Source organism: Erythrobacter sp. S227, assembly GCF_057364925.1.
Genome location: NZ_CP200280.1, coordinates 594303 through 614224 on the forward strand (window position 1 = coordinate 594303; position 19922 = coordinate 614224).

The 19922-nt window shown below is 57.3% G+C and carries 21 protein-coding genes; 12 read left to right on the plus strand and 9 right to left on the minus strand.

Going from position 1 to position 19922, the window contains the following annotated elements:
* Position 1 precedes the first annotated feature (1 nt).
* Positions 2-460 carry a response regulator gene (locus tag AC0V6Q_RS02800; RefSeq protein ID WP_486166906.1) on the minus strand — a complete coding sequence of 153 codons (459 nt, stop codon included), beginning with the start codon at positions 458-460 and terminating at the stop codon, positions 2-4.
* A 158-nt stretch (positions 461-618) separates the two neighbouring features.
* Here AC0V6Q_RS02800 and AC0V6Q_RS02805 point away from each other — a divergent pair, with 158 nt between their 5' ends.
* Positions 619-1410: a tyrosine-protein phosphatase gene (locus AC0V6Q_RS02805; protein WP_486166907.1), complete on the plus strand. Its 792-nt coding sequence runs from the start codon at positions 619-621 to the stop codon at positions 1408-1410.
* Positions 1411-1470: 60 nt separating this feature from the next.
* A complete protein-coding gene (trxB, locus tag AC0V6Q_RS02810) occupies positions 1471-2433 on the plus strand; it encodes a thioredoxin-disulfide reductase (RefSeq protein ID WP_486166908.1) in 963 nt (320 codons plus the stop codon).
* Positions 2434-2470: 37 nt separating this feature from the next.
* Here the strand turns inward: trxB and AC0V6Q_RS02815 are convergent, their stop codons facing one another.
* The 3 genes from AC0V6Q_RS02815 to AC0V6Q_RS02825 all read right to left on the minus strand — a co-directional run bounded on the left by AC0V6Q_RS02815 (position 2471) and on the right by AC0V6Q_RS02825 (position 4465).
* On the minus strand, positions 2471-2908 hold the full coding sequence (locus AC0V6Q_RS02815; RefSeq protein ID WP_486166909.1) for an MAPEG family protein: 438 nt from the start codon (positions 2906-2908) through the stop codon (positions 2471-2473).
* Between the two features lie 29 nt (positions 2909-2937).
* Positions 2938-3393, minus strand: a complete 456-nt coding sequence (locus AC0V6Q_RS02820) for an MAPEG family protein (protein ID WP_486166910.1) — start codon at positions 3391-3393, stop codon at positions 2938-2940.
* A 106-nt stretch (positions 3394-3499) separates the two neighbouring features.
* Positions 3500-4465: a threonine ammonia-lyase gene (locus AC0V6Q_RS02825; protein WP_486166911.1), complete on the minus strand. Its 966-nt coding sequence runs from the start codon at positions 4463-4465 to the stop codon at positions 3500-3502.
* Between the two features lie 63 nt (positions 4466-4528).
* On the opposite strand from AC0V6Q_RS02825, the gene AC0V6Q_RS02830 reads away from it, so the two are divergent.
* Genes AC0V6Q_RS02830 through AC0V6Q_RS02840 form a run of 3 tightly spaced genes read left to right on the plus strand, consistent with a single transcriptional unit; the run spans position 4529 to position 7707 of the window.
* On the plus strand, positions 4529-5740 hold the full coding sequence (locus tag AC0V6Q_RS02830) for a saccharopine dehydrogenase family protein (RefSeq protein ID WP_486166912.1): 1212 nt from the start codon (positions 4529-4531) through the stop codon (positions 5738-5740).
* A 42-nt stretch (positions 5741-5782) separates the two neighbouring features.
* Complete coding sequence (locus tag AC0V6Q_RS02835) at positions 5783-6532, plus strand: imm11 family protein (protein WP_486166913.1); 750 nt, start codon at positions 5783-5785, stop codon at positions 6530-6532.
* On the plus strand, positions 6532-7707 hold the full coding sequence (locus AC0V6Q_RS02840; RefSeq protein WP_486166914.1) for a carboxynorspermidine decarboxylase: 1176 nt from the start codon (positions 6532-6534) through the stop codon (positions 7705-7707). Before AC0V6Q_RS02835 ends, AC0V6Q_RS02840 begins: the two co-directional genes overlap by 1 nt.
* Here the strand turns inward: AC0V6Q_RS02840 and AC0V6Q_RS02845 are convergent, their stop codons facing one another.
* Positions 7708-8754 (minus strand): DUF3137 domain-containing protein, encoded by a 1047-nt coding sequence (locus AC0V6Q_RS02845; protein ID WP_486166915.1) that lies wholly within the window; start codon positions 8752-8754, stop codon positions 7708-7710. It abuts the gene before it with no gap.
* Between the two features lie 72 nt (positions 8755-8826).
* Between AC0V6Q_RS02845 and AC0V6Q_RS02850 the strand changes: the two genes are divergently transcribed.
* From AC0V6Q_RS02850 to AC0V6Q_RS02865, 4 genes are all read left to right on the plus strand, one after another.
* Positions 8827-9402: a LemA family protein gene (locus AC0V6Q_RS02850; RefSeq protein WP_486166916.1), complete on the plus strand. Its 576-nt coding sequence runs from the start codon at positions 8827-8829 to the stop codon at positions 9400-9402.
* Between the two features lie 168 nt (positions 9403-9570).
* Positions 9571-10776, plus strand: a complete 1206-nt coding sequence (locus tag AC0V6Q_RS02855) for a type III PLP-dependent enzyme (RefSeq protein WP_486166917.1) — start codon at positions 9571-9573, stop codon at positions 10774-10776.
* Positions 10777-10846: 70 nt separating this feature from the next.
* Positions 10847-12403: a nitrilase-related carbon-nitrogen hydrolase gene (locus AC0V6Q_RS02860; protein ID WP_486166918.1), complete on the plus strand. Its 1557-nt coding sequence runs from the start codon at positions 10847-10849 to the stop codon at positions 12401-12403.
* 70 nt (positions 12404-12473) lie between these two features.
* On the plus strand, positions 12474-13334 hold the full coding sequence (locus AC0V6Q_RS02865; protein ID WP_486166919.1) for a DUF5694 domain-containing protein: 861 nt from the start codon (positions 12474-12476) through the stop codon (positions 13332-13334).
* A gap of 6 nt (positions 13335-13340) precedes the next feature.
* Here AC0V6Q_RS02865 and AC0V6Q_RS02870 read toward each other — a convergent pair whose 3' ends face one another.
* The 4 genes from AC0V6Q_RS02870 to murI all read right to left on the minus strand — a co-directional run bounded on the left by AC0V6Q_RS02870 (position 13341) and on the right by murI (position 17255).
* A complete protein-coding gene (locus AC0V6Q_RS02870; RefSeq protein WP_486166920.1) occupies positions 13341-14042 on the minus strand; it encodes a nitroreductase in 702 nt (233 codons plus the stop codon).
* Between the two features lie 84 nt (positions 14043-14126).
* Positions 14127-14984, minus strand: coding sequence for a TauD/TfdA dioxygenase family protein (locus AC0V6Q_RS02875; RefSeq protein ID WP_486166921.1), 858 nt, complete (start codon positions 14982-14984; stop codon positions 14127-14129).
* A 51-nt stretch (positions 14985-15035) separates the two neighbouring features.
* Positions 15036-16256, minus strand: coding sequence for a 5-aminolevulinate synthase (hemA, locus tag AC0V6Q_RS02880; protein WP_486166922.1), 1221 nt, complete (start codon positions 16254-16256; stop codon positions 15036-15038).
* Positions 16257-16436: 180 nt separating this feature from the next.
* On the minus strand, positions 16437-17255 hold the full coding sequence (gene murI, locus AC0V6Q_RS02885) for a glutamate racemase (protein WP_486169236.1): 819 nt from the start codon (positions 17253-17255) through the stop codon (positions 16437-16439).
* A gap of 91 nt (positions 17256-17346) precedes the next feature.
* On the opposite strand from murI, the gene plsY reads away from it, so the two are divergent.
* Genes plsY through AC0V6Q_RS02900 form a run of 3 tightly spaced genes read left to right on the plus strand, consistent with a single transcriptional unit; the run spans position 17347 to position 19829 of the window.
* Positions 17347-17943 carry a glycerol-3-phosphate 1-O-acyltransferase PlsY gene (gene plsY / locus AC0V6Q_RS02890; RefSeq protein ID WP_486166923.1) on the plus strand — a complete coding sequence of 199 codons (597 nt, stop codon included), beginning with the start codon at positions 17347-17349 and terminating at the stop codon, positions 17941-17943.
* Entirely contained in the window at positions 17940-19079 is a 1140-nt protein-coding gene (gene dprA, locus AC0V6Q_RS02895) for a DNA-processing protein DprA (RefSeq protein WP_486166924.1), read from the plus strand. Before plsY ends, dprA begins: the two co-directional genes overlap by 4 nt.
* Positions 19080-19115: 36 nt before the next feature.
* Entirely contained in the window at positions 19116-19829 is a 714-nt protein-coding gene (locus tag AC0V6Q_RS02900) for a glycerophosphoryl diester phosphodiesterase membrane domain-containing protein (protein ID WP_486166925.1), read from the plus strand.
* Positions 19830-19922 lie beyond the last annotated feature (93 nt).

Here is a 19922-nt window from a genome sequence, read left to right on the forward strand (position 1 = left end):
TCTAAAGAACGCGCCTTGGGCCCGCGATATCGTTTGTGATGCCTGCGCTTTGTTCAAGGTAGGTCTGTAAGTCCTTGTGACGCGGCCGACCCGTTCGTTTTGCAAGTACACGCTGGACACGGTTGGTCAGGCCTCTTGGGTCGAAGGGCTTGCGAATAAACCCTTGCGCGCCTGCATAGATCGCCTGCGTTTCGTCCTGAACGCCGCTCATCGCGGTGAACATCAGGACCGGAAGATCATAGAATTGCGCGCTTTGCCGCAGTTTGCGCAGCATCGACAGGCCGCTCATCCCGGGCATATCCTGATCAAGCAGAAGCGCATCTGGACGCCTTGTTTGAAGCAGTGTCCAACAGTCCTCCGCGCTCGTCACCCAGCCACAAGCATGGCCTGCATCGATCAGGGCCTGGCTTGCGAGTTCTGCGATCAGTTCGTCGTCGTCGGCAATAAGGATAAAAGACATGTTGTTGATACCAGTTAGAGGGAAGGGCGCATTTTCAGGCTCTCCCAATAGAGCGCCGCCTGCAAACGAGGCGTTTGGCAGGGGCTCCGAACTGCTACCTAAGGTTGTGCGACAGACTGACTTGCCGCGAGCCAAGCGCGCTGTCAGAGCGTGACGCTATGATTCGCGAACCTTTTCCAGAACCCTTCCTGACCACCGATGGCATCCACAATCTGCGCGATTATGGCGGCTATCAGGGCGCTGACGGGGCAAAGGTGCGCAAAGGGCTGCTCTACCGGTCGGGCCAGCATAGGGACGCGAGCGAAACCGACCTCGAACTTGTCCAAAGCCTCGATATTCGCACGATTGTCGACTTTCGCGGGGAAAGCGAGAGATCGACTTTTCCCTGTTCGCGTCATCCCGACTTTGCCGCAGATGTGATCGCGTTCGACGGCGAGACAGCCAGCTCTCCTCCCCATGAAGGGGGCAGCGACAAAACGGATATGACCGCCGAAAAGGGGCGACAGCGGATGCTTGCGGTTTACACTCGCATGCCGGTGAACCCTGCGATGATCGATATGTTTTCACGCTATTTCAAAGCGTTGGAGACACGTGATGGCGCAAACCTTATCCATTGCTTTGCCGGAAAGGACCGCACCGGGGTTGGTGCAAGCCTGCTCCTGCATGTGCTTGGCGTGCATTACGATGATATCGTGACAGAGTTTATGCTCACCAATGACGCGCCGACACAGCACATCCTCGAGAACCAATCGCTTCCCCGCATGAAAGCGCACTATGGCGAGATTGAACCCGAGGCGATCCGCAACCTTATGGGGGTTCGCGAGGAGTATATCGGGACCTATTGGAAAGAGGTCACCCGCGACCACGGTTCTATCGATAATTATCTGGCACAAACATTAGGTGTGGATGGCACAAGGAAAGCTCGCCTTAGAGAGCGTCTGCTGGCGTGACATCGGCCCGCTTCCTCCCCATATCTGCATCAACCAAGATACAACTTTAAGAGACGACATATGGCTACTCATCGCACAAAGATGCTCATCATCGGTTCGGGCCCTGCTGGCTATTCCGCCGCGATTTACGCAGCGCGGGCCATGCTTGAACCGATCGTGGTTCAGGGTCTTCAACCCGGTGGTCAGCTGACCATCACAACCGATGTTGAAAACTATCCTGGCTACCGCGATGTGGTTCAGGGCCCGTGGATGATGGAAGAGATGAAAGCGCAGGCCGAAAGTGTTGGCACGCGCATGATGTATGACATCATCACCGAAGTGGACCTTGAAAACGGCTCACCTTTTCGCGCGGTTGCCGATAGCGGTGATGAATATATCGCCGACACCATTGTGATCGCAACCGGTGCTCAGGCGAAATGGCTAGGCGTGCCGGGTGAAGAGGCGCTGGGCGGCAAGGGTGTATCGGCCTGTGCAACCTGCGACGGCTTTTTCTATCGCGGCAAAAAGGTTGCGGTCATCGGCGGCGGCAACACTGCGGTTGAAGAGGCGCTGTATCTTACCAACCACTCGGACGATGTTACCATCATTCACCGCCGCGATGAATTCCGCGCCGAGAAGATCCTTCAGGAACGCGTGTTCAAATCCGACAAAATCAACGTCATGTGGAACAAGACGGTCGAGAGCTTTGAAGCGGGCGAAGACGGCACCCTCGGGCACCTTAACTTGCGCGATACTGTGACAGGCGAGACCTCAACCCTCGAAGTCGACGGAGCCTTCGTCGCGATCGGCCATGCGCCAGCGACTGAATTGTTTGAAGGCAAGCTTCCGATGCATTCGGGCAAATATCTTCAGGTCGAACCCGGCACTCCGAAAACCGCCATTCCCGGCGTGTTTGCAGCAGGCGACGTGACGGACAGCGTTTACCGCCAGGCGGTCACGGCTGCTGGCATGGGCTGTATGGCAGCGCTCGATGCGGAACGCTTCCTTGCAACGATGGAAGATGCGCGCGAAGCCGCAGAGTAATGGGTGAGGGCGGCTTTCCGGCCGCCCCCAGCGCCTCTTAAACGAAGACGATCATCGCTGCCTTTGCGATCAGCACAATCAGCACCACGCTCGACAATGCAAACAGCACGAACCGCACCATCACACGGTTCGCGGTCACCTGCACCAGGCTGTGAGCAATGCGCAGACCGGTATAAATCCACGCCAGAAACGCGTTCATCCCGTCACCCTGACCAAGGATCGCGAGCACAATCGCAACAGCATAGAACACTGTGGGCGCTTCGTGCAGGTGGTTGTAATTGTCGGCCTTCCAATTGACGGTTTCGGGCAGCTTTTCGCGAAGGCCAGCACCGGTTGAGCCCACCAGCTTGCTTGGCGCTTCGATATCGGGCGATTTGCTCATCGCGGGGATGCGCGTTGCATACATCCATGCCCACATCACCATCGTCCAAATCATCAGCGCGACCGCTGGGGCGAGAATTTCCATGCCAATCATAATTGGTCCTTTGGTTCTTTGGTTCTTTGTTATTGCGGGGCTAGGCTTGGGTCAGCAAACGCGGTTGCCATCACCGCGCGTATGGCCAAAACGATCAGCACAATCGAGCTTCCAAGAAACAGCACAAAGCGCGCCGGGATCTTGTTGATCAGGATCTGCCAAAGCGAATGCATAATGCGCAAAGCGACATAGACCCACGCGAGCGTCACATCAATCGCTCCTGCCCCCACAATCGCAAGGATTGCGCTCACTGCATAAAACAGCGTGGGCTGTTCATGCAGGTGCGTGTGGTTGTGGGCGGGCCAATTGGCTTTGTCCGGGAGAACCCCTTCCAAATCCTGACCGCGAACCCCTTCTTTGCCGGCAAGCGCTGATTTGTCCTCCAGCTTTCCAATGGCGCCAAAGCGCGACGGAATGATCCACAACATGACGATGAGTGTCCAAACCACCAAAACGGCGGCAGGCGCCAGCATTTGAGCTTGCATAGAAACGATCCCTCTACCCTGTTTTGATCATATTCCTGTGTGAGGCGTGGGTGATTGTCAAACCCGTCAGCCCGCTCGACCAGCGTTCACACCCGATTGTCACCTATCAAGTCTCCTGATCGATTGTTTTGGCGAAAGCAGCCGGGTCGGCATTGCCTCCTGTGATCATGATGATCGTGCCTTCATCGACCGGCACTTTGCCAGAGAGCGCGGCTGCAAGAGCCGCTGCGCCGCCGGGTTCAACCACCATCCGAAGGTTGGCAAAGGCCCAGCGCTGGGCCTCTCGCACTTCGTCATCGGTGACCGTGACGCCTGCTTCCGCTCGTCCTTTCAGAAGGCCAAGGTTGAGTGCTTTTGTGGCCGTTGGCTGGAGCGCATCGCAGATCGTCTTTGGTGCATTCGCGCTCGCATGAACAATTTCGCCTGAGCGCATCGCCTGTCCGACCATGTCCCATCCTTCGGGCTCCACCACATGAACTGCTGCATCAGGGCATGAAAGCGCAAGCCCCGCTGCAAGCCCGCCTCCGCCGCAGCACGCGATAAAGCGCGACGGGACGCAACCAATCTGTTGCACCGCTTCAATCCCGGCTGAGCCTTGCCCCTCGATTACCCACGGGTCACCAAAGGCGTGGACCAGCGTTCCGCCGCGCTCCTTGATGAGTTTTGCAGCGACTTCATCGCGGTCTTCGCCTCCCTCTTCCTTTGGGGCGCGTCGATAAAGAACGACCTCTGCTCCCAGCGCTTTGGTATTGGCGAGCTTCACCTGCGGAGCATCGCTCGGCATGACAATGGTCGCTTTTATGCCCAGCCGCCTGGCCGCCCAGGCAACGCCTTGCGCGTGGTTCCCCGAAGAGACTGCGACCACGCCTTGCTGGCGTTCGTCGGGCGAAAGATTGGACAAGCGCCACCATCCCCCGCGGATTTTGAATGCGCCGATAGGTTGAAGGTTCTCGGCCTTGATATGCGCGCGCACGCCGCCAATCTCGACCGGCAATAGCGGGGTTGAGGGCAAAATGTCTGCAATGCTGCGTGCGGCGGCGATGACGCCATCATTTGTAGGTGTTCGGATCATTTGTGCGCCTTAGCGCATTACACTAAAGGACGCGCAAGATTCGAATTTGAAAGGTTCGTGAATATGTCAAAGGTGCTGGTGATCGGGGCAGGGGGCGTTAGCTCGGTCTGTGTCCACAAAATGGCGATGAACGTCGAGATTTTCCCCGAAATCCATCTAGCCAGCCGCACCCAGTCAAAGTGCGATGCGATTGCCGCTAGCGTGAAGGAACGCACCGGCGTCGATGTTCCGACTTACGAGATCGACGCAGAAGAAGTGCCGGCAATGGTGAACCTGATCAAACGTCTGGGCGCGACCCATGTTGTGAACCTGGCGCTGCCTTATCAGGATTTGCCGATCATGGATGCGTGTCTTGAGGCAGGCGCGCACTACCTCGACACGGCCAATTACGAGCCCAAGGATGAGGCGAAGTTCGAGTATAAATGGCAATGGGCCTATCACGACCGTTTCAAAGAGGCAGGCCTGATGGCACTGCTCGGCAGCGGGTTTGACCCGGGCGTAACCAGCGTTTTCACCATGTGGCTGAAAAAGCATAAGCTCAAGACGATCCGCACGCTGGACATCTTGGACTGCAACGGCGGCGACCACGGACAGGCGTTTGCGACCAACTTCAATCCGGAAATCAACATCCGCGAAGTGACTGCTCCTGCGCGTCATTGGGAAAACGGCGATTGGGTGGAAACACCTGCGATGCAGGTCTCAACCGAGTTCGACTTTGAGGCGGTGGGCCCCAAGAACGCCTACCTCATGTATCACGAAGAGCTTGAAAGCCTTGCCAAATTCAACCCGGAAATGGAGCGCGCGCGCTTCTGGATGACCTTTGGCGATGAGTATATCAAACACCTCACCGTGCTCCAAAACGTTGGCATGACCGGGATCGAGCCGATCCGCTATCAGGGCAAGGACATCATCCCGCTGCAATTTCTCGCCGCTGTTCTGCCCAAGCCTGAAACGCTGGGCGAGACCACCAAGGGCAACACCAACATCGGCTGCATCGCAACCGGAGAGGCGCTCGATGGGTCAGGTGAAAAGACTTTCTACATCAACAACATCTGCTCTCACGAAGCAGCCTTCGAGGAAACCGGCAACCAAGCGGTGAGCTACACCACCGGCGTGCCCGCGATGATCGGCGCTGCGATGATGGTGCAGGGCACTTGGGAAGGGAAGGGCGTCTTCAACATGGAAGAGATGGATCCGGACCCCTTTATGGAGATGCTGAACGCGCACGGCCTACCGTGGCAGGTGAAGGAACTTGATGGGCCGGTTGGGTTTTAACGTGTGCAGCCTAAATCATTTCTCTAAATCAAGGAGATAGAGATGGTTTGGGGTATGCACCTCCCAACAGGGCACGGAAAGTACGGGCTGGATTGCAAGCTAGAAGGCTCGGACGAAACGGGTAGGGATGGATGGTTCGACAGGCTGAGCTATCATTATCACGTTCAAACCGAGCAAGAACAAAAGCGATTGTTGGACTTGCCGGAGGGCTATGACGATTATCCTTACTATGCTGGTCACGTGGTCGGGAAATTCCATGTCGCGCCTGGTAACAGGCCATTGTTAGATAGCATCCCGTCCGCGCCCATTGAACCCCACGAACCTCTGCGATTTGTGACGACTATCAATCCCATTCGAGCACTTGGCTCCATTATCAAACTGCCCGCAAGGATTTGGGCTGTCGATCATGCGGTCAAAGAGATATTCGAACGATTTGAGCCGGGTTTGCATGATTTCTACCCATTCGAAATTCGAATGGGTGAGAGTGAAATCTATCCACGGCAGTACTACTTGCTCGTAACTGGTCAGTGGCTCGATACTTTTTCGCCTGACGACAGTGATCGAGAGATTTTTAGCGGAGGCTACGACAAAGGCCGATATTATATCTCATTCCACAACAGCAAACGGGAGATCGAAGGTCTTGCGCTTCGTGAGGCTGGTTTCCGTGGGGCGCATGTTTGGCGGGAGAAAGCAATCATGGAGAGGCTATTGTGCATCTCAGACGAGATGCGGGGCGCGTTGATCGACGCAGGCCTGCATCTGCCCAAGCATTTTAAGATGAGAGCAGTATAGTGCAAACCCAAGCTGGAAATCCGGGCGCATTCGCCCAATTCGACCTTACCCGCGTCGAGAGCCCCTCGTTCGTCGTGGATGCGGCAAAAATCCGCGCCAATTGCCAAATTCTCGCCGACATTCGCGATGCAGCCGACTGCAAGGTCTTTGCAGCGCTCAAGGCGTTCTCCATGCACTCGGTTGCTCATATCATGGGCGAATATCTCGACGGTGTCTCCACCAGCGGCCTTTGGGAAGCGCGGCTTGCGTCCGAGTTTTACGACGGCGAGATCGCGACCTATTCCGCAGCGTTCAAACCAGAGGAACTGGACGAGATTTGCCGCCTCTCCGACCATGTGATCTTCAACTCACCCGCTCAAATGAAGCGTGCTGCATTGATCCTTGATCAGGCAGCGGTCACAGGCGGCGATGTGAGCGTCGGCCTTCGTCTGAACCCCATGGTCGCCACCGGCGAAGTGCCAAAGTATGACCCCAGCGCTCCCGGCTCGCGTCTTGGCTTTCCCATCGACCAGCTTACGCAAGAGCATATGGAAGGCGTCGAGGGCATCCACTTCCACAACCTGTGCGAGCAGACATTCGAGCCGCTTCGCCAGACATGGGACCGGGTGTTCGACGCGATTGAGCCTTATTTCGGGCAATTGAAATGGATCAATATGGGCGGCGGGCACCACATTACCCGCGCCGATTATGAGCGCGATGAACTGATTGAGTTTCTGAAGGACGCGGCCGATGACACGGGCGCTGAAATCATTCTGGAGCCTGGCGAAGCGGTGGCGCTGGATGCCGGTATTCTGGTGGGCACTCTGCTCGATACGGGCTTCAACGAAGTACCCTTTGGCATCGCGGATATCTCGGCCACGTGCCACATGCCCGACGTGCTCGAAGCGCCGTACCGCCCCGCCATGCTGGGCGAGCTCCAGGACGACAGTGTCCCCATTCGCCTTGGCGGGCCGTCATGCCTCGCAGGGGACGTGATCGGAGACTATCGCCTGCCGGTACCCGCAGAGCCCGGCGCACGCTTCGCCTTCCTCGACCAGGCGCATTATTCGATGGTGAAGACCAACACCTTTAACGGCGTGCAGCTTCCCAGCATTTACCTCTGGGATTCGGACACCGACGCATTGGAATGCGTCAAACGCTTCGAATACGAAGATTTCCGTGATCGGCTGAGCTGATCAAAGCCCCTTGCGCCCAAATCCGCCAACGCGGCGCGGGGTCGCCTCGCGCACACCTTCCGTAATGCCGGGGTGTTCAGGTTTCGTCATGATAGGCGCAGCTTTCCCGCGCTCGGTCTGATTGATCGCCATAATCAGCCGGGCAAGCGCTGCAAACTGGTCTGCGGTTTCCTGTGCGCGTCGGTTGTCTTCCTCGGCCTTCATCGAGCCGCTTTCGAACATGTTTTCGCTCTCGACCACCACGACCAAATGCTGGTCGACGAAAAGCGCGCGGATAGACTTGCCGTGGAACGCTTTTTCAAGCGCAATCAGGTGCTCGATATAGGATGGGTGGATCAAAACACGCGCTTCTACCTGATCGTCGCTGAAAACTTCGAAAACGTCTTCAAACTGCGGGTGAACCTGATCGACATATTGCATGCGGTGACCGTCGAGATTGATCACGTCCTTGACGCCGCCAAGGCCTAACCACCTGTTATGCTTGCCCTTGCGTTGGAGCAGCGTGGTAGAGCGGAATTCGCGGCCAAACGGTACAGAGATAATCGCCCCGCGGAATACTGTGACCCAGCGGCGGTTCTTGCCTGAACCTTTGCGCTCTTCGAGATGCGCCTCGTACAGGTTGAATGCCTGACCACCCAGTTCGCCGAACCAGCAGTCTTCGAACTCATCGCGGTCATATTTCGGGACAAGACCGTAAGAGCGCGCCTTGTGGAATTCGACACCGGGTTCAACTTCGGGATCGTATTCAATCCCAAGATCGCGGGCGATGGCCTCGTTGATGCCGACTTTGATGGTCGCCTTGGCCTCCTGGATCGGCTTATAACCCCAAGAGGCGACACCGACACACGCCGCGCCTGCCGCAAACAGCTTGAGACTGGCTCCGAAAATGGGCACGAACCATAGGAACGCGAGCAGAGGCAGAAGCGCAATTGCGCCGTAAAACCAGCGGTCAAAGGCTTTCTTTTGAGCTTCACCGCGCATGTCGGACTGCTCAGCAAGCCAATTGCCGAGCTCCCCGCGCATCAATCCCTGAACATCCGCCTGCATAGTCCCTAAAATTCCCTATCTCTTAACTATTGGCTGTTACGTTACCTTCAGAAAGTAAAAGAGGAATGGACGATGGTTGATATTTTTGGTTGGTTCTGGACTTCGGCGATTTTCGTCATCGCGTTTGTTGGCGTGTTCGGCATCATCGCAATTTACAACACACTTGTGCGCCTGCGTCAGAATGTGAACCAGGGCCGCGCGGATATCGATGCACAACTGCGTCAGCGTCACGACCTGATCCCCAACCTCGTTGAGGCGGTGAAGGGTTATGCGGGCCACGAGAAATCGACGCTCGAAGAGGTGATCAAAGCGCGTAGCGCCGCCGCAAAGGGTGAGCCTGACAGCACGAGCGAGCAAGGGCTCAAGATCGCGCTCGACAATTTGCTTGCACTGGGTGAGGATTATCCTGACCTGCGTGCATCAGAGAACTTTCAGGAGCTTCAAGCGGAACTGTCCGACATTGAAGACAAGCTGGCCGCAGCCCGTCGCGCATTGAATGCAGCAGCTGCGCAGTTCAACTCAGCACGCGAAGCTTTCCCGGCTGTATTGTTTGCAAGCATGCTTGGTTTCAAAGAGGCCGACTTCAACACGCTTGACCATTCAGAGCGCGGGACGGTCGATCAGGCACCGAAGGTTGCTTTCTCGTAAATAACCGATTGTCCCGGGAACTTACCGGGATAGTACGAATTTAATTGCAGGCCGCGGCGTTTTTGTGCAAACGCCGCGGCCTCGCTGCCCCAAGGGATACGCTTCACCGCAAGGCAGCCCTGTTGAAACGCTTACGGTTTGCGAACCGTTTTAAGGGGGTCCCTTGAGTTGTACGTTTATCCTGACGCAAAGGCTGTAGCGCGGGCCCTAGAGCCCGACGAGCCCATCATCCTAAACCGCCCACACGCAGCGCGCCGCTCTGCCCGGTTCTTTGTCGAGAAGTTTCCCGGCAAAGTGCTGTACGCTGTCAAAGCAAACCCCGCGCCTGATTTGATCCAGGTTTTGTGGGAAGCGGGCGTGACCCATTACGATGTCGCCTCGATTGCAGAGGTGCGCCTTGTGCGCAAGGCTCTTCCCGATGCCGAGCTGTGCTTTATGCACCCGATCAAGCGCCGCCGCGCCATTGCAGAGGCGTATCACCAGCACGGTGTGCGCACGTTCAGCCTCGACACGATGGAAGAGCTCGAAAAGATCGTCGAGGCTTGCAAGAACCCGGAAACGGGAGAGGCGGCTTCTGACCTTCGCCTGTGCGTGCGTATCCGGGTTTCGAGTGAATATGCAGAGCTCTCGCTGGCCGCCAAATTCGGCTGTGACCTGACGGAAGCGCCGGCGCTCCTTCAAGAAGCCCGCCAGCATTGCGATTGGCTGGGTGTGTGTTTCCACGTCGGCAGCCAGGCGATGACGCCGTTTGCCTTTGTGCAAGCATTGGACCGCACCCGCGCCGCGATTGCCGAGGCAAGCGTTGTGATCGACATGATCGATGTGGGCGGAGGTTTCCCCAGCATCTATCCCGATATGGAGCCGCCCCCGCTCGAAGATTACTTCGCGCTGATCGCCAAGCACTTTGAAGTGCTTCCCATCGCATATAACGCAGAGCTTTGGTGCGAGCCGGGCAGGGCGCTGTGTGCGGAATATTCGAGCATGATCGTCAGCGTCGACAAACGGCGTGGCAACGAGCTTTACATCAATGATGGCGCATACGGCGCTCTGTATGATGCGGCACATGTGGGCTGGCGCTTCCCCGTGTCCGCGCTCGAAGATGATCTGATCGAGCCGCTTGAGGATTTCTCTTTCTACGGCCCGACCTGCGATGATGCCGACTTTATGGCAGGTCCCTTTGCGCTGCCAGCGGACATTCAGGCGGGCGACTACATCGAAGTGGGTATGCTTGGCGCGTACGGTGCTGCGATGAAGACCGGTTTCAACGGCTTCGGCAATGCGCAGGTTGTGATTGTGGCAGATGAGCCGATGATGAGCCTGTTCGACGGCTCACGCGAGCGCCCCGAGGCGGACAATGTGGTGAGTTTGCGGTGATAACTGCCCTTTGACGCGCAGAGTGCGAGCACACCTTTCGTGTGCTTAATTATCGCTGTAGAAAGCCCGTATGAACGCAAAGAAACTGAACCCGGAAAAGCCGAAGCTCGTTATCAGAAAAGCGGAACTGGGGGATGCGCGAAACATCGCTGCCTTGTCGCGCAAAATCTACGGCAAGGACGAAGGCTACACCGCTGAAGAGTTGCGCGGTCAGATCAACAATTTTGCCGACGGCCAGTTGGTGGCCGAATACGAAGGCAAGATCGTGGGACACTGCGCGACGTTCCAGATCTCCGAGAAAACGGCCTTTGCAGCGCATAGCTGGGCAGAGATCACCGGCGGTGGCTTTGCCGCGCGCCACGATCCTGATGGCGAGATTCTTTACGGCATGGAAGTCAGCGTCGACCCAGATTATCGCCGCCTTCGCATTGGCCTTCGCTTTTACAAGGTCCGCCGCGAGCTGTGCCAGCATCTGGGGCTCAAAGGCATTGTCTTTGGCGGGCGGCTTCCCGGTTACTCCCGGCGCAAGCGCAAATTTCCTGACCCGGCCGATTATCTGGCCGCTGTTATGGAAAAAGAGTTTCGCGACCCCGTTATCAATTTTCAATTGAATCAAGGCTTTGTCCCACTCGGCATCCTCACCGACTATATGCCGAGCGACAAGGCATCGGGCGGCCATGCCGTTCACATGTACTGGGAAAATCCGCTGCAGGCTGAGGCGAAACTTTCATCGCAAACCCCGCATGATCGCCTGCCCCAATCGGTGCGCGTTGCAACCGTCCAATTCCAGATGCGCAAGATCGCGTCGCCGACCGAATTCGAGGAACAGGTCGAATATTTCGTCGATGTCGCCGCCGACTATGGCGCGGACTTCGTCACTTTCCCCGAGCTGTTCACCTTGCAATTGCTGTCGCTTGAAGAGGAAAAGCTGGAGCCTGCAAAAGCAATCGAAAAGATCGCCGAATACACCGAGCGCTTCGTTGCCTTTATGGAGAAACTGGCGGTCTCCTATCACATCAATATCATTGGCGGTTCGCACCCGACGCGGATGGAAAATGGCGATATTCGCAACATCTCCTACGTCTTCCTGCGCAGCGGCGCGGTTTACACTCAGGACAAGCTGCACCCCACGCCAAGCGAGGTTCGCTGGTGGAACATTAAAGGCGGATATGGCGCGGAAGCCATCCCCACCGACTGCGGCCCCATCGGGGTGATGATTTGCTACGACAGCGAATTCCCCGAAATGGCGCGGCATCTGGTCGATCAGGGGGCGATGATCTTGTTCGTGCCGTTCTGCACTGATGAACGGCGCGGCTATCTTCGGGTCCGCTATTGCTGTCAGGCGAGGGCGGTCGAAAACCAATGCTACGTTGTCATGTCGGGCGTGGTCGGCAACCTTCCCAACGTCGAGAACATGGACATCCACTACGCCGAAAGCGCGATCCTGACCCCGTCGGATTTCCCCTTCGCACGCGACGGAGTGGCGGCGGATACAGCGCCCAATACCGAGACGGTTGCCTTTGCCGACCTATCGATGACAAGCCTGCTTACCAGCAGACAATCAGGCGCGGTGCAGAACCTTAAGGATCGGCGGTTTGATTTGTACCGGGTGGCTTGGAAGAAGTAGGTTCCAAGCAGGCTGTTGAACTCCTTCCGAGTTGCTGTATTATTGCAGCAAGTCACCGTGGAGAGCCAAGATGAGACTAATCGCAACCTTCGCAGCACTGGCGGGCGCTTTGATGAGCCCTCTTGCCGCGCAGGAGACACCGGAGCCCGAAAAACCCGTCCAGGTGATGATCCTTGGCGTCTACCACTTCGCGAACCCTGGTGCGGATGTCGTCAATATGGAAGTCGACGACATGCTGGCACCTCGGCGGCAGACAGAAATCCAAGTCCTTGCCGATACTTTGGCTGAGTGGAAACCCACGCGTATTGCCGTGGAAAATCAGGCAGAGCTGCCTAGCTTGGAAGTGGATGATTATGCGCAGACTTCGCAGCTGCTGACCACCGACCGCAATGAGAGCGTTCAAATCGGTTTTCGTATCGCGCGAATGCTCGGTCACAGCGCTGTGTACGGCTATGATGAGCGTTCAGGTGAGGGAGAGCCCGATTACTTCCCGTTTGGCCGCGTCCAATCTTTTGCGGAAGCGAACGGAGATGGAGAACGATTGGGCCAGATGTTTGCCGAGCTCGGGGCGAGTGTGGCCGAAGAACAGGCGAAGCTTCCGCAGCAATCGGTTGCCGAGTCCCTCATCTACCATAACCGCGAAGACATCATCGGAGCGCAGCATGACCGTGTCTATTACTCAATGCTTCGGATCGGCGATGGTGACCAGCAACCCGGCGCAGAGCTCAACGCCTATTGGTACATGCGAAACGCAAAGATGTTTGCGAAGCTCGACATGATCGCTGAGCCCGGTGACAGAGTGCTGGTTATCGCGGGGAGCGGACATGCGACTTGGCTCAAGCACTTTGTCAGGCGAATGCCGGGATATGAGCTAGTCGATGCTTTGCCCTATATCGAGCGAGCGGCCGCTCTTTCTAGCCCAGTCGAGTGAGCAGCCTCAATCAAACCCCACAAACGTCGCCGCTTCATCCACACTTCGCCTCACGATCTTCACAGGGTTTGCCGGAAAGTCAGGGTCGGGCCAGCCAAGCGCCACCGCCTTCATTATCACCTGATCATCCGGGATATTGGCGTGTTCGCGCACCACGGGGCTTTGCATGATGCCTTGTGAATTGATGACGCAGCCCAGCCCCTTTGACCACGCGGCATTGACCAGCGCCGTGGTGGCCGCTCCGCAGTCGAAGACGGTGTCATCGGCATCGGAGAGCTCTTTGTCATAGGTGATGATGACGCAGACCGGCGCATCGAACTGGCGGAAGCCGCGCAGGACCCAATCCTGGCGTTTTTCCTTGTCATCGCGGCCGATGCCCATGGCTTCGAACAGCTGGATCGCGCAGCCGACCTGACGGTCGCGGTGCTTGCCTTCGAAGGGGTGACCCTTGCGAAACTCGCGTGAGTCCGGTTCGCCCGCGAGGATGCGTTCGGTATTGCCTTTGCGGATGCGGTCGAGCGGTTCTCCAGTGATGACGTGGAAGTGATAAGGCTGTGTGTTCATCGAAGAGGGTGAGCGCATGGCCATCGCCAGCACTTCTTTCAGCAGCTTTTTGGGGACAGGCTTGTCCAGATAGCCCCGGATCGAGCGCCGCCCGTTTACAACTTGCGCAAAGGTTTGTGTTTCATCGCCGTATTCATTGGCCACGTGAGGCTCTCCCGATTCCTGTTTGATGGTGAGAGCTAGCGCAGCTTTGCCTTTGCGCAAAGGACGTTACGGCAGAGGCGATGTTCAGGGCGTGAAATAAGGCTTATCGCCCGCAATCGTCACCCGTTCCATCACACGGCGGGCGGGGAAATAGTCGGATACGGCCAAGTGCTGGCACACGCGGTTGTCCCAAAAGGCGATTGATCCCGCCTCCCAGCGGAACCGGCACTGGATCTCTGCATCTTTGGCAGTGCTATACAGTTGGTCGAGCAGCCACGCGCTTTCTCTGGCTGAGAGGCCTTCGATGTGGCTGGTGAAGGCGGTGTTGACATAGACCACCCGCTCGCCCGTTTCGGGGTGAGTGCGGATTACGGGATGGCGCATGGGCGGGAACTTCTCGTGGAGGTCTGCGGGCGCTTTATCCATGCGCGAGGCAAAAACTCGGGCGATATCGTGGACCGCCGTGAGCCCTTCGCACATGCGCTTCATCTGTTCAGACAGGCGCTCATAGGCAAGGTGCATATTGGCAAAACAAGTGTCGCCCCCGCATTCTGGCACTTCGCGTGCAAGCAGGATGGAGCCCAGCGATGGCTCCTCGCGCCAGGTGACATCGGAGTGCCAGTAATTCTCCTGCCCCCGGCTTTTAGGCCCATGGGCGATGCGGAGGACTTCGGGGTTGGGTTGGTCCTTGGGAGTAGCCGGGTGCACCTCAAGATCGCCGAAATGTCTTGCAAAGGCGATGTGCTGTTCTTGCGTCAAATCCTGATCGCGAAAGAAGATCACACCGTATTTGAGCAGCGCTGCGCGGATTTCGGGAATGCGGGCTTCGATGTCCGCTGAGCCCAGATCAATGCCATGAATTTCAGCGCCAATCGCTGGCGTCACAGGCTTGATGTCAAGCGCGCCGGTATCCAGTTTTGCCCGGTCAAATGTGGTCGCCATATGTGTTTCTCCCTCCCTCAAGAAAGAGTGTGCCGATCAAATCGGTAAGGATCAAGCCGCTTCGGCAAGCTCCATATCGAGCCGATCCCAGATTTCGACCAGAGCATCGGTAAGCTCGCTCATCATCTCTTCAGTGTGATGCGGGCCAGGGGTAAAGCGCAGGCGCTCCGTCCCGCGTGGCACGGTGGGGTAATTGATCGGCTGCACATAGACGCCGTATTCGGCGAGCAGAATGTCGCTGATCTTCTTGGCGCGGGCAGGATCACCCACCATCAGCGGTACGATGTGCGTTACGCTGTCCATGACAGGCAGCCCTGCCTCTGCAAACTTCAGCTTAAGCGTTGCGGCAGCTTGCTGCTGCGCATTGCGTTCCACGTTCGATTTCTTGAGGTGCTTCACCGATGCGAGTACACCTGCGACCAGAACGGGCGACAGCGAGGTCGTAAAAATGAAGCCGGGCGCATAGGAACGCACGCAGTCGATCACCTTGTTGCTGGCGGTGATATATCCGCCCATTACGCCGAACGCTTTGCCCAAAGTGCCTTCGATAATGTCGATACGGTGGGCGGCGTTGTCGCGCTCCGAAATGCCGCCGCCGTGGTCGCCATACATACCAACCGCGTGCACTTCGTCGATATAGGTGAGGGCGTTGTATTTCTCTGCGAGGTCACAAAACGCATGGATTGGCGCGACATCGCCTTCCATGGAATAGACGCTTTCAAACGCGATCAGCTTGGGCGTCTCGGGATCTTCTGCGGCGAGGAGTTCTTCGAGATGCGCCACGTCGTTGTGGCGGAAAACGCGCTTTTCACAGCCGGAATTGCGAATGCCTGCGATCATGCTGGCGTGGTTCAATTCGTCGGAGAAGATCACACAGCCTGGCAACAATTTCGCAAGCGTTGAAAGCGTCGCATCGTTCGAGACATAACCGCTGGTGAAGAGCAGTGCACCTTCTTTGCCGTGAAGCTCGGCGAGTTCCTTCTCAAGCTCGACATGGTAATGCGTGTTACCGCCGATATTGCGTGTGCCGCCCGAACCTGCGCCCACATCGTGCAGCGCGTCTTCCATCGCGCCGATGACAACATCATGCTGACCCATGGCGAGGTAGTCGTTTGAGCACCATACAGTAATAGGCTTGGGCCCGTTGTGCCCGTGGAAACACCGCGCATTGGGATAGGCGCCTTTGTTGCGCATAATGTCGATGAAGACGCGGTAACGGCCTTCTTCGTGAAGGCGGTCAATCGCTGAATCAAAAATCTGGTCGTAATTCATATGACAGGTTCTTTATCCCAACTCCGCAAGGCCCATTTCCGGACTCTGCCCGGACTTTGCGATGTCTAATCTTCATCGTTTCTCGGACCATATAACCCGCAAATGGCCCAAAGGTTTCACAAGCGCTATTTAGCAGGCGATCCGCGCATGAAAACCGCGATCTTTGCGAATAGCTCGCGATTAAAATCGTTCAATCTGATCGATTCCGTAGGTCGCTAACACAGGTTTCAGTGTCAAAAAGTGATCCAGATCACCAGTCGTGACCGCACGGTCCGGACCGCTGCGCCGGAATGTTTCTCCATCAAGAAGATGCGCAATTCGCCGCGCAATTCCCGCCGCGCCATCGATGAATTGAACGTCGGCAGACCACCCAAGCTCCAACACTGCCACGTCGGCCAACTCTTCGCGCAAAAGCGGGAAGTGGGTGCAGCCAAGAATGACATGATCGAGCGCGCCTGAATGATCGTTTCGGGTGAGTGCTTCGAGAGCCGCTGCGAGCACTTTGCGATCAGGGTTACCCCCGCGCAGCTTTGTCTCCGCTTCGCCCACAAGTTCAGGGGCGGCATGGCGCAGCAGGGTTGTGCCACCTGCAAATTCGCGCTCAAGCTCATCGACGTAAGGTTGGCGGATTGTACCCGCAGTACCCAGCAATCCGATCACCCCGGTGCGCGTGTTTTCCGCCGCCGGTTTGATCGCAGGGACCGTCCCTACAATAGGGATTTCGAGAACTTCACGTACCATGCCGAGCGCAATTGTGCTTGCCGTGTTGCAAGCGATACAGGCAAGGCGGGGGTGGTATCGCTCCGTCATCCGGCCCAGCAGACCCGCGACCCGCGCGGCGACCTGAGCCTCGGTCTTTTGACCGTAGGGTTGGCCCGCATAGTCCGCTGCGAAAAGGATCGGCGCATCGGGAAGGGCCCTGCGCACTTCGCCGAGCACGCTGAGGCCGCCTACGCCAGTGTCGAGAAAGAGGATGGGGGAGGAGGGATCAGAAACGATTGCTTTTTCTCGTCTGCGAACTTGAGGTTCTGCGGTCTATTACTTAGGCATTTGGAAAAGGGAAGCCGCGCGCTGCGGCAGAAAGTGGATCATGGAACCAATACTTGCCGCGGTTTTCGGATATTTGTGCGGATCAATTCCCTTCGGCCTGCTGCTGACAAAGGCGGCAGGCATGGGTGATGTGCGCGATATCGGTTCGGGCAATATCGGTGCGACCAACGTGCTGCGCACCGGTAACAAAGGGCTTGCAGCGGGCACGCTGCTCCTCGACCTGCTCAAGGGTTTCGCGCCTGTTTTTGCAGCTGGCATCATCTGGGCCGGTGACACTGGAGACGTCGCCAAGGCTTTTGCTGCAGGCGGCGCGGTGATCGGGCACTGCTACCCCGTTTGGCTGGGCTTCAAAGGCGGGAAGGGCGTGGCGACCAATGCAGGCGTTTCCTTCGGGCTCGCCTGGGCCATTGGCGGCGCATATGCTTTGATCTGGCTTTCCATGCTCGGAATTTTCCGCATCTCCAGCCTCGCCGGGATGAGCGCGGTTGTGGCGGCAGCAGCGGCCGCGCCACTGTTTGGGTTTCCGCAATTCTTCCCCGTACTGGCGGCGATTGCAGGGCTTATCATCTATCTCCACCGCGAGAACATCGGGCGCCTGATGAAAGGCGAAGAGCCGAGGATTGGTGGCAAGAAGTGAGCGATACAGGGGGGCTTTCGCAGGCAGAGGCCTTCGCTCGCATTCGCCTTCTTCGCTCGCCCAATATTGGGCCGGTTTCCTATCGCCAGCTGCTCGCCCGTTTCGGCAATGCGGTCGCTGCGATTGAGGCTCTGCCGGATATGGCATCGCGCGGGAAGAAGACGTATCGTGCAGCGCCCAAGGATAGGATTGAGCGCGAGATCGAAGGCGTAATCGCGGCGGGCGCGCGTTATCTTTTTCACGATCAGGATCACTATCCGGCGCTGCTTGCCGAAATCGACAGTTCGCCTCCGATCATCACCTGCCGCGGGGATCTGTCGCTGGCGAGTGAACCTTGTGTCGCGATGGTCGGCGCGCGCAATGCGTCGGGTGCGGCGACGAAGTTGGCACGCGAATTCTCGCAGAGCCTCTCCCAAGCTGGCTTCACAGTGGTCAGCGGCCTTGCACGCGGGATAGACGGGGCCGCGCACGAAGGCGCTATGCCGAGGACCATCGGCGTCATCGCCAGCGGCATCGACATTGCTTACCCGCCCCAGCACACAAAACTGCAAGAACAGATCGCCACCGAGGGATTGCTGATCGCGGAGCAACCGCCCGGCACAGAACCGCGCGGACGCCACTTCCCCAGTCGCAATCGCATCATCGCAGGGCTCGCCAGCGGCACCGTAGTGGTAGAGGCAGCGCCGCGTTCCGGTTCGCTCATCACCGCAAGGCTGGCTGGAGAGGCGGGCCGCGAGGTTATGGCGATCCCCGGCTCCCCGCTCGACCCGCGTTCGCAAGGATGTAACCAGCTGATCCGGGATGGGGCGGTGCTTGTCTCGACCCCCGAAGACGTGATCGAACTTCTAGAAACCTTCACCGGCGCGCCGCGCTCCACCTACCGCGTGGCAGAGGACGCGTCCGACTTTGACTATGCGGAACTCAGCAAGCTGGAATGGGGAGAAGCTGTACCAAGCGGGGATGAGGCAGATGCGATTGCACGGCTCCTTACCAAAGCTCCGATTGGTGTGGATGAGCTTATCCGTCAATCTGGCGCTCAAGCAGCGGCCGTGCATATGGTCCTTCTCGAATTGGAGCTTTCAGGTGAGCTAGAACGGCATTCTGATGGCGGGGTGAGCCGGTTGCAGAGCGACTAGCTCGCGAGCAGCTTGGCTAAAACGTAAGGGGACACCGTGAACGACAAAGCAAGCCTTTCAAGCTTTCTCAACGGCACTGTTGATGAGCTGCGCGCCAACAGCGCAATAGCGCTAATTTATCTTGCGATCATGGTTCCGATGGGCGCGTTGGCGGGATTTTTTAATCCGGGTGACGCGAATGAATTTTTTGATTTTGGGCTGATGATTGATGAAGCACTGCTCGCGCAAGGTGCCTTTGCCGTAATGTCGGTGATCGGGGCATTTGCGGTGGGTCTAGTCGCCTATTACTGGTTGATAGCAGCAATGGTCCGCCAGACCCCTTCGCCCGGCTTTGAACGTATCTTCCCGTTTCTTGGCATTTCGATCCTGTCGTGGATCGGCATTGGCTTTGGCATGGTGTTGTTTCTTATTCCCGGCATATACCTTGCCGTGCGCTGGGTCGCGGTTCTGCCTCTGGTGCTCACTCGCGAAGAAAAGGCGATGGATGCCTTTGGTGAAAGCAATCAGCTAACCCAGGGCTATGGCTGGTCAATCTTCGGCACTGGGCTGATCTTGTTTGTCGCCTTGATTGTTTTTGCGACGATCACGGAAGGGATCGGTTTTATACTCGTCGGATTGAGCTCGTTTGGTACGGCTTTGTCAGCATCACTGCTGGAGAATGTGTCATCGTTGATCTTCGCTGGCTTTACCGTGACCGTGTACCGGCAGCTCGGGAGCAACAAGGAAGAGCTTGCCGACATATTCGAATAAGGTGTTTTCAAAGGTACCCTTCGAAGAGGGCTCTTGCCGTTAGGCCTGCATAAACCTACTTGACGCAGCAGCGAACGAGGCCACACCCTCGCG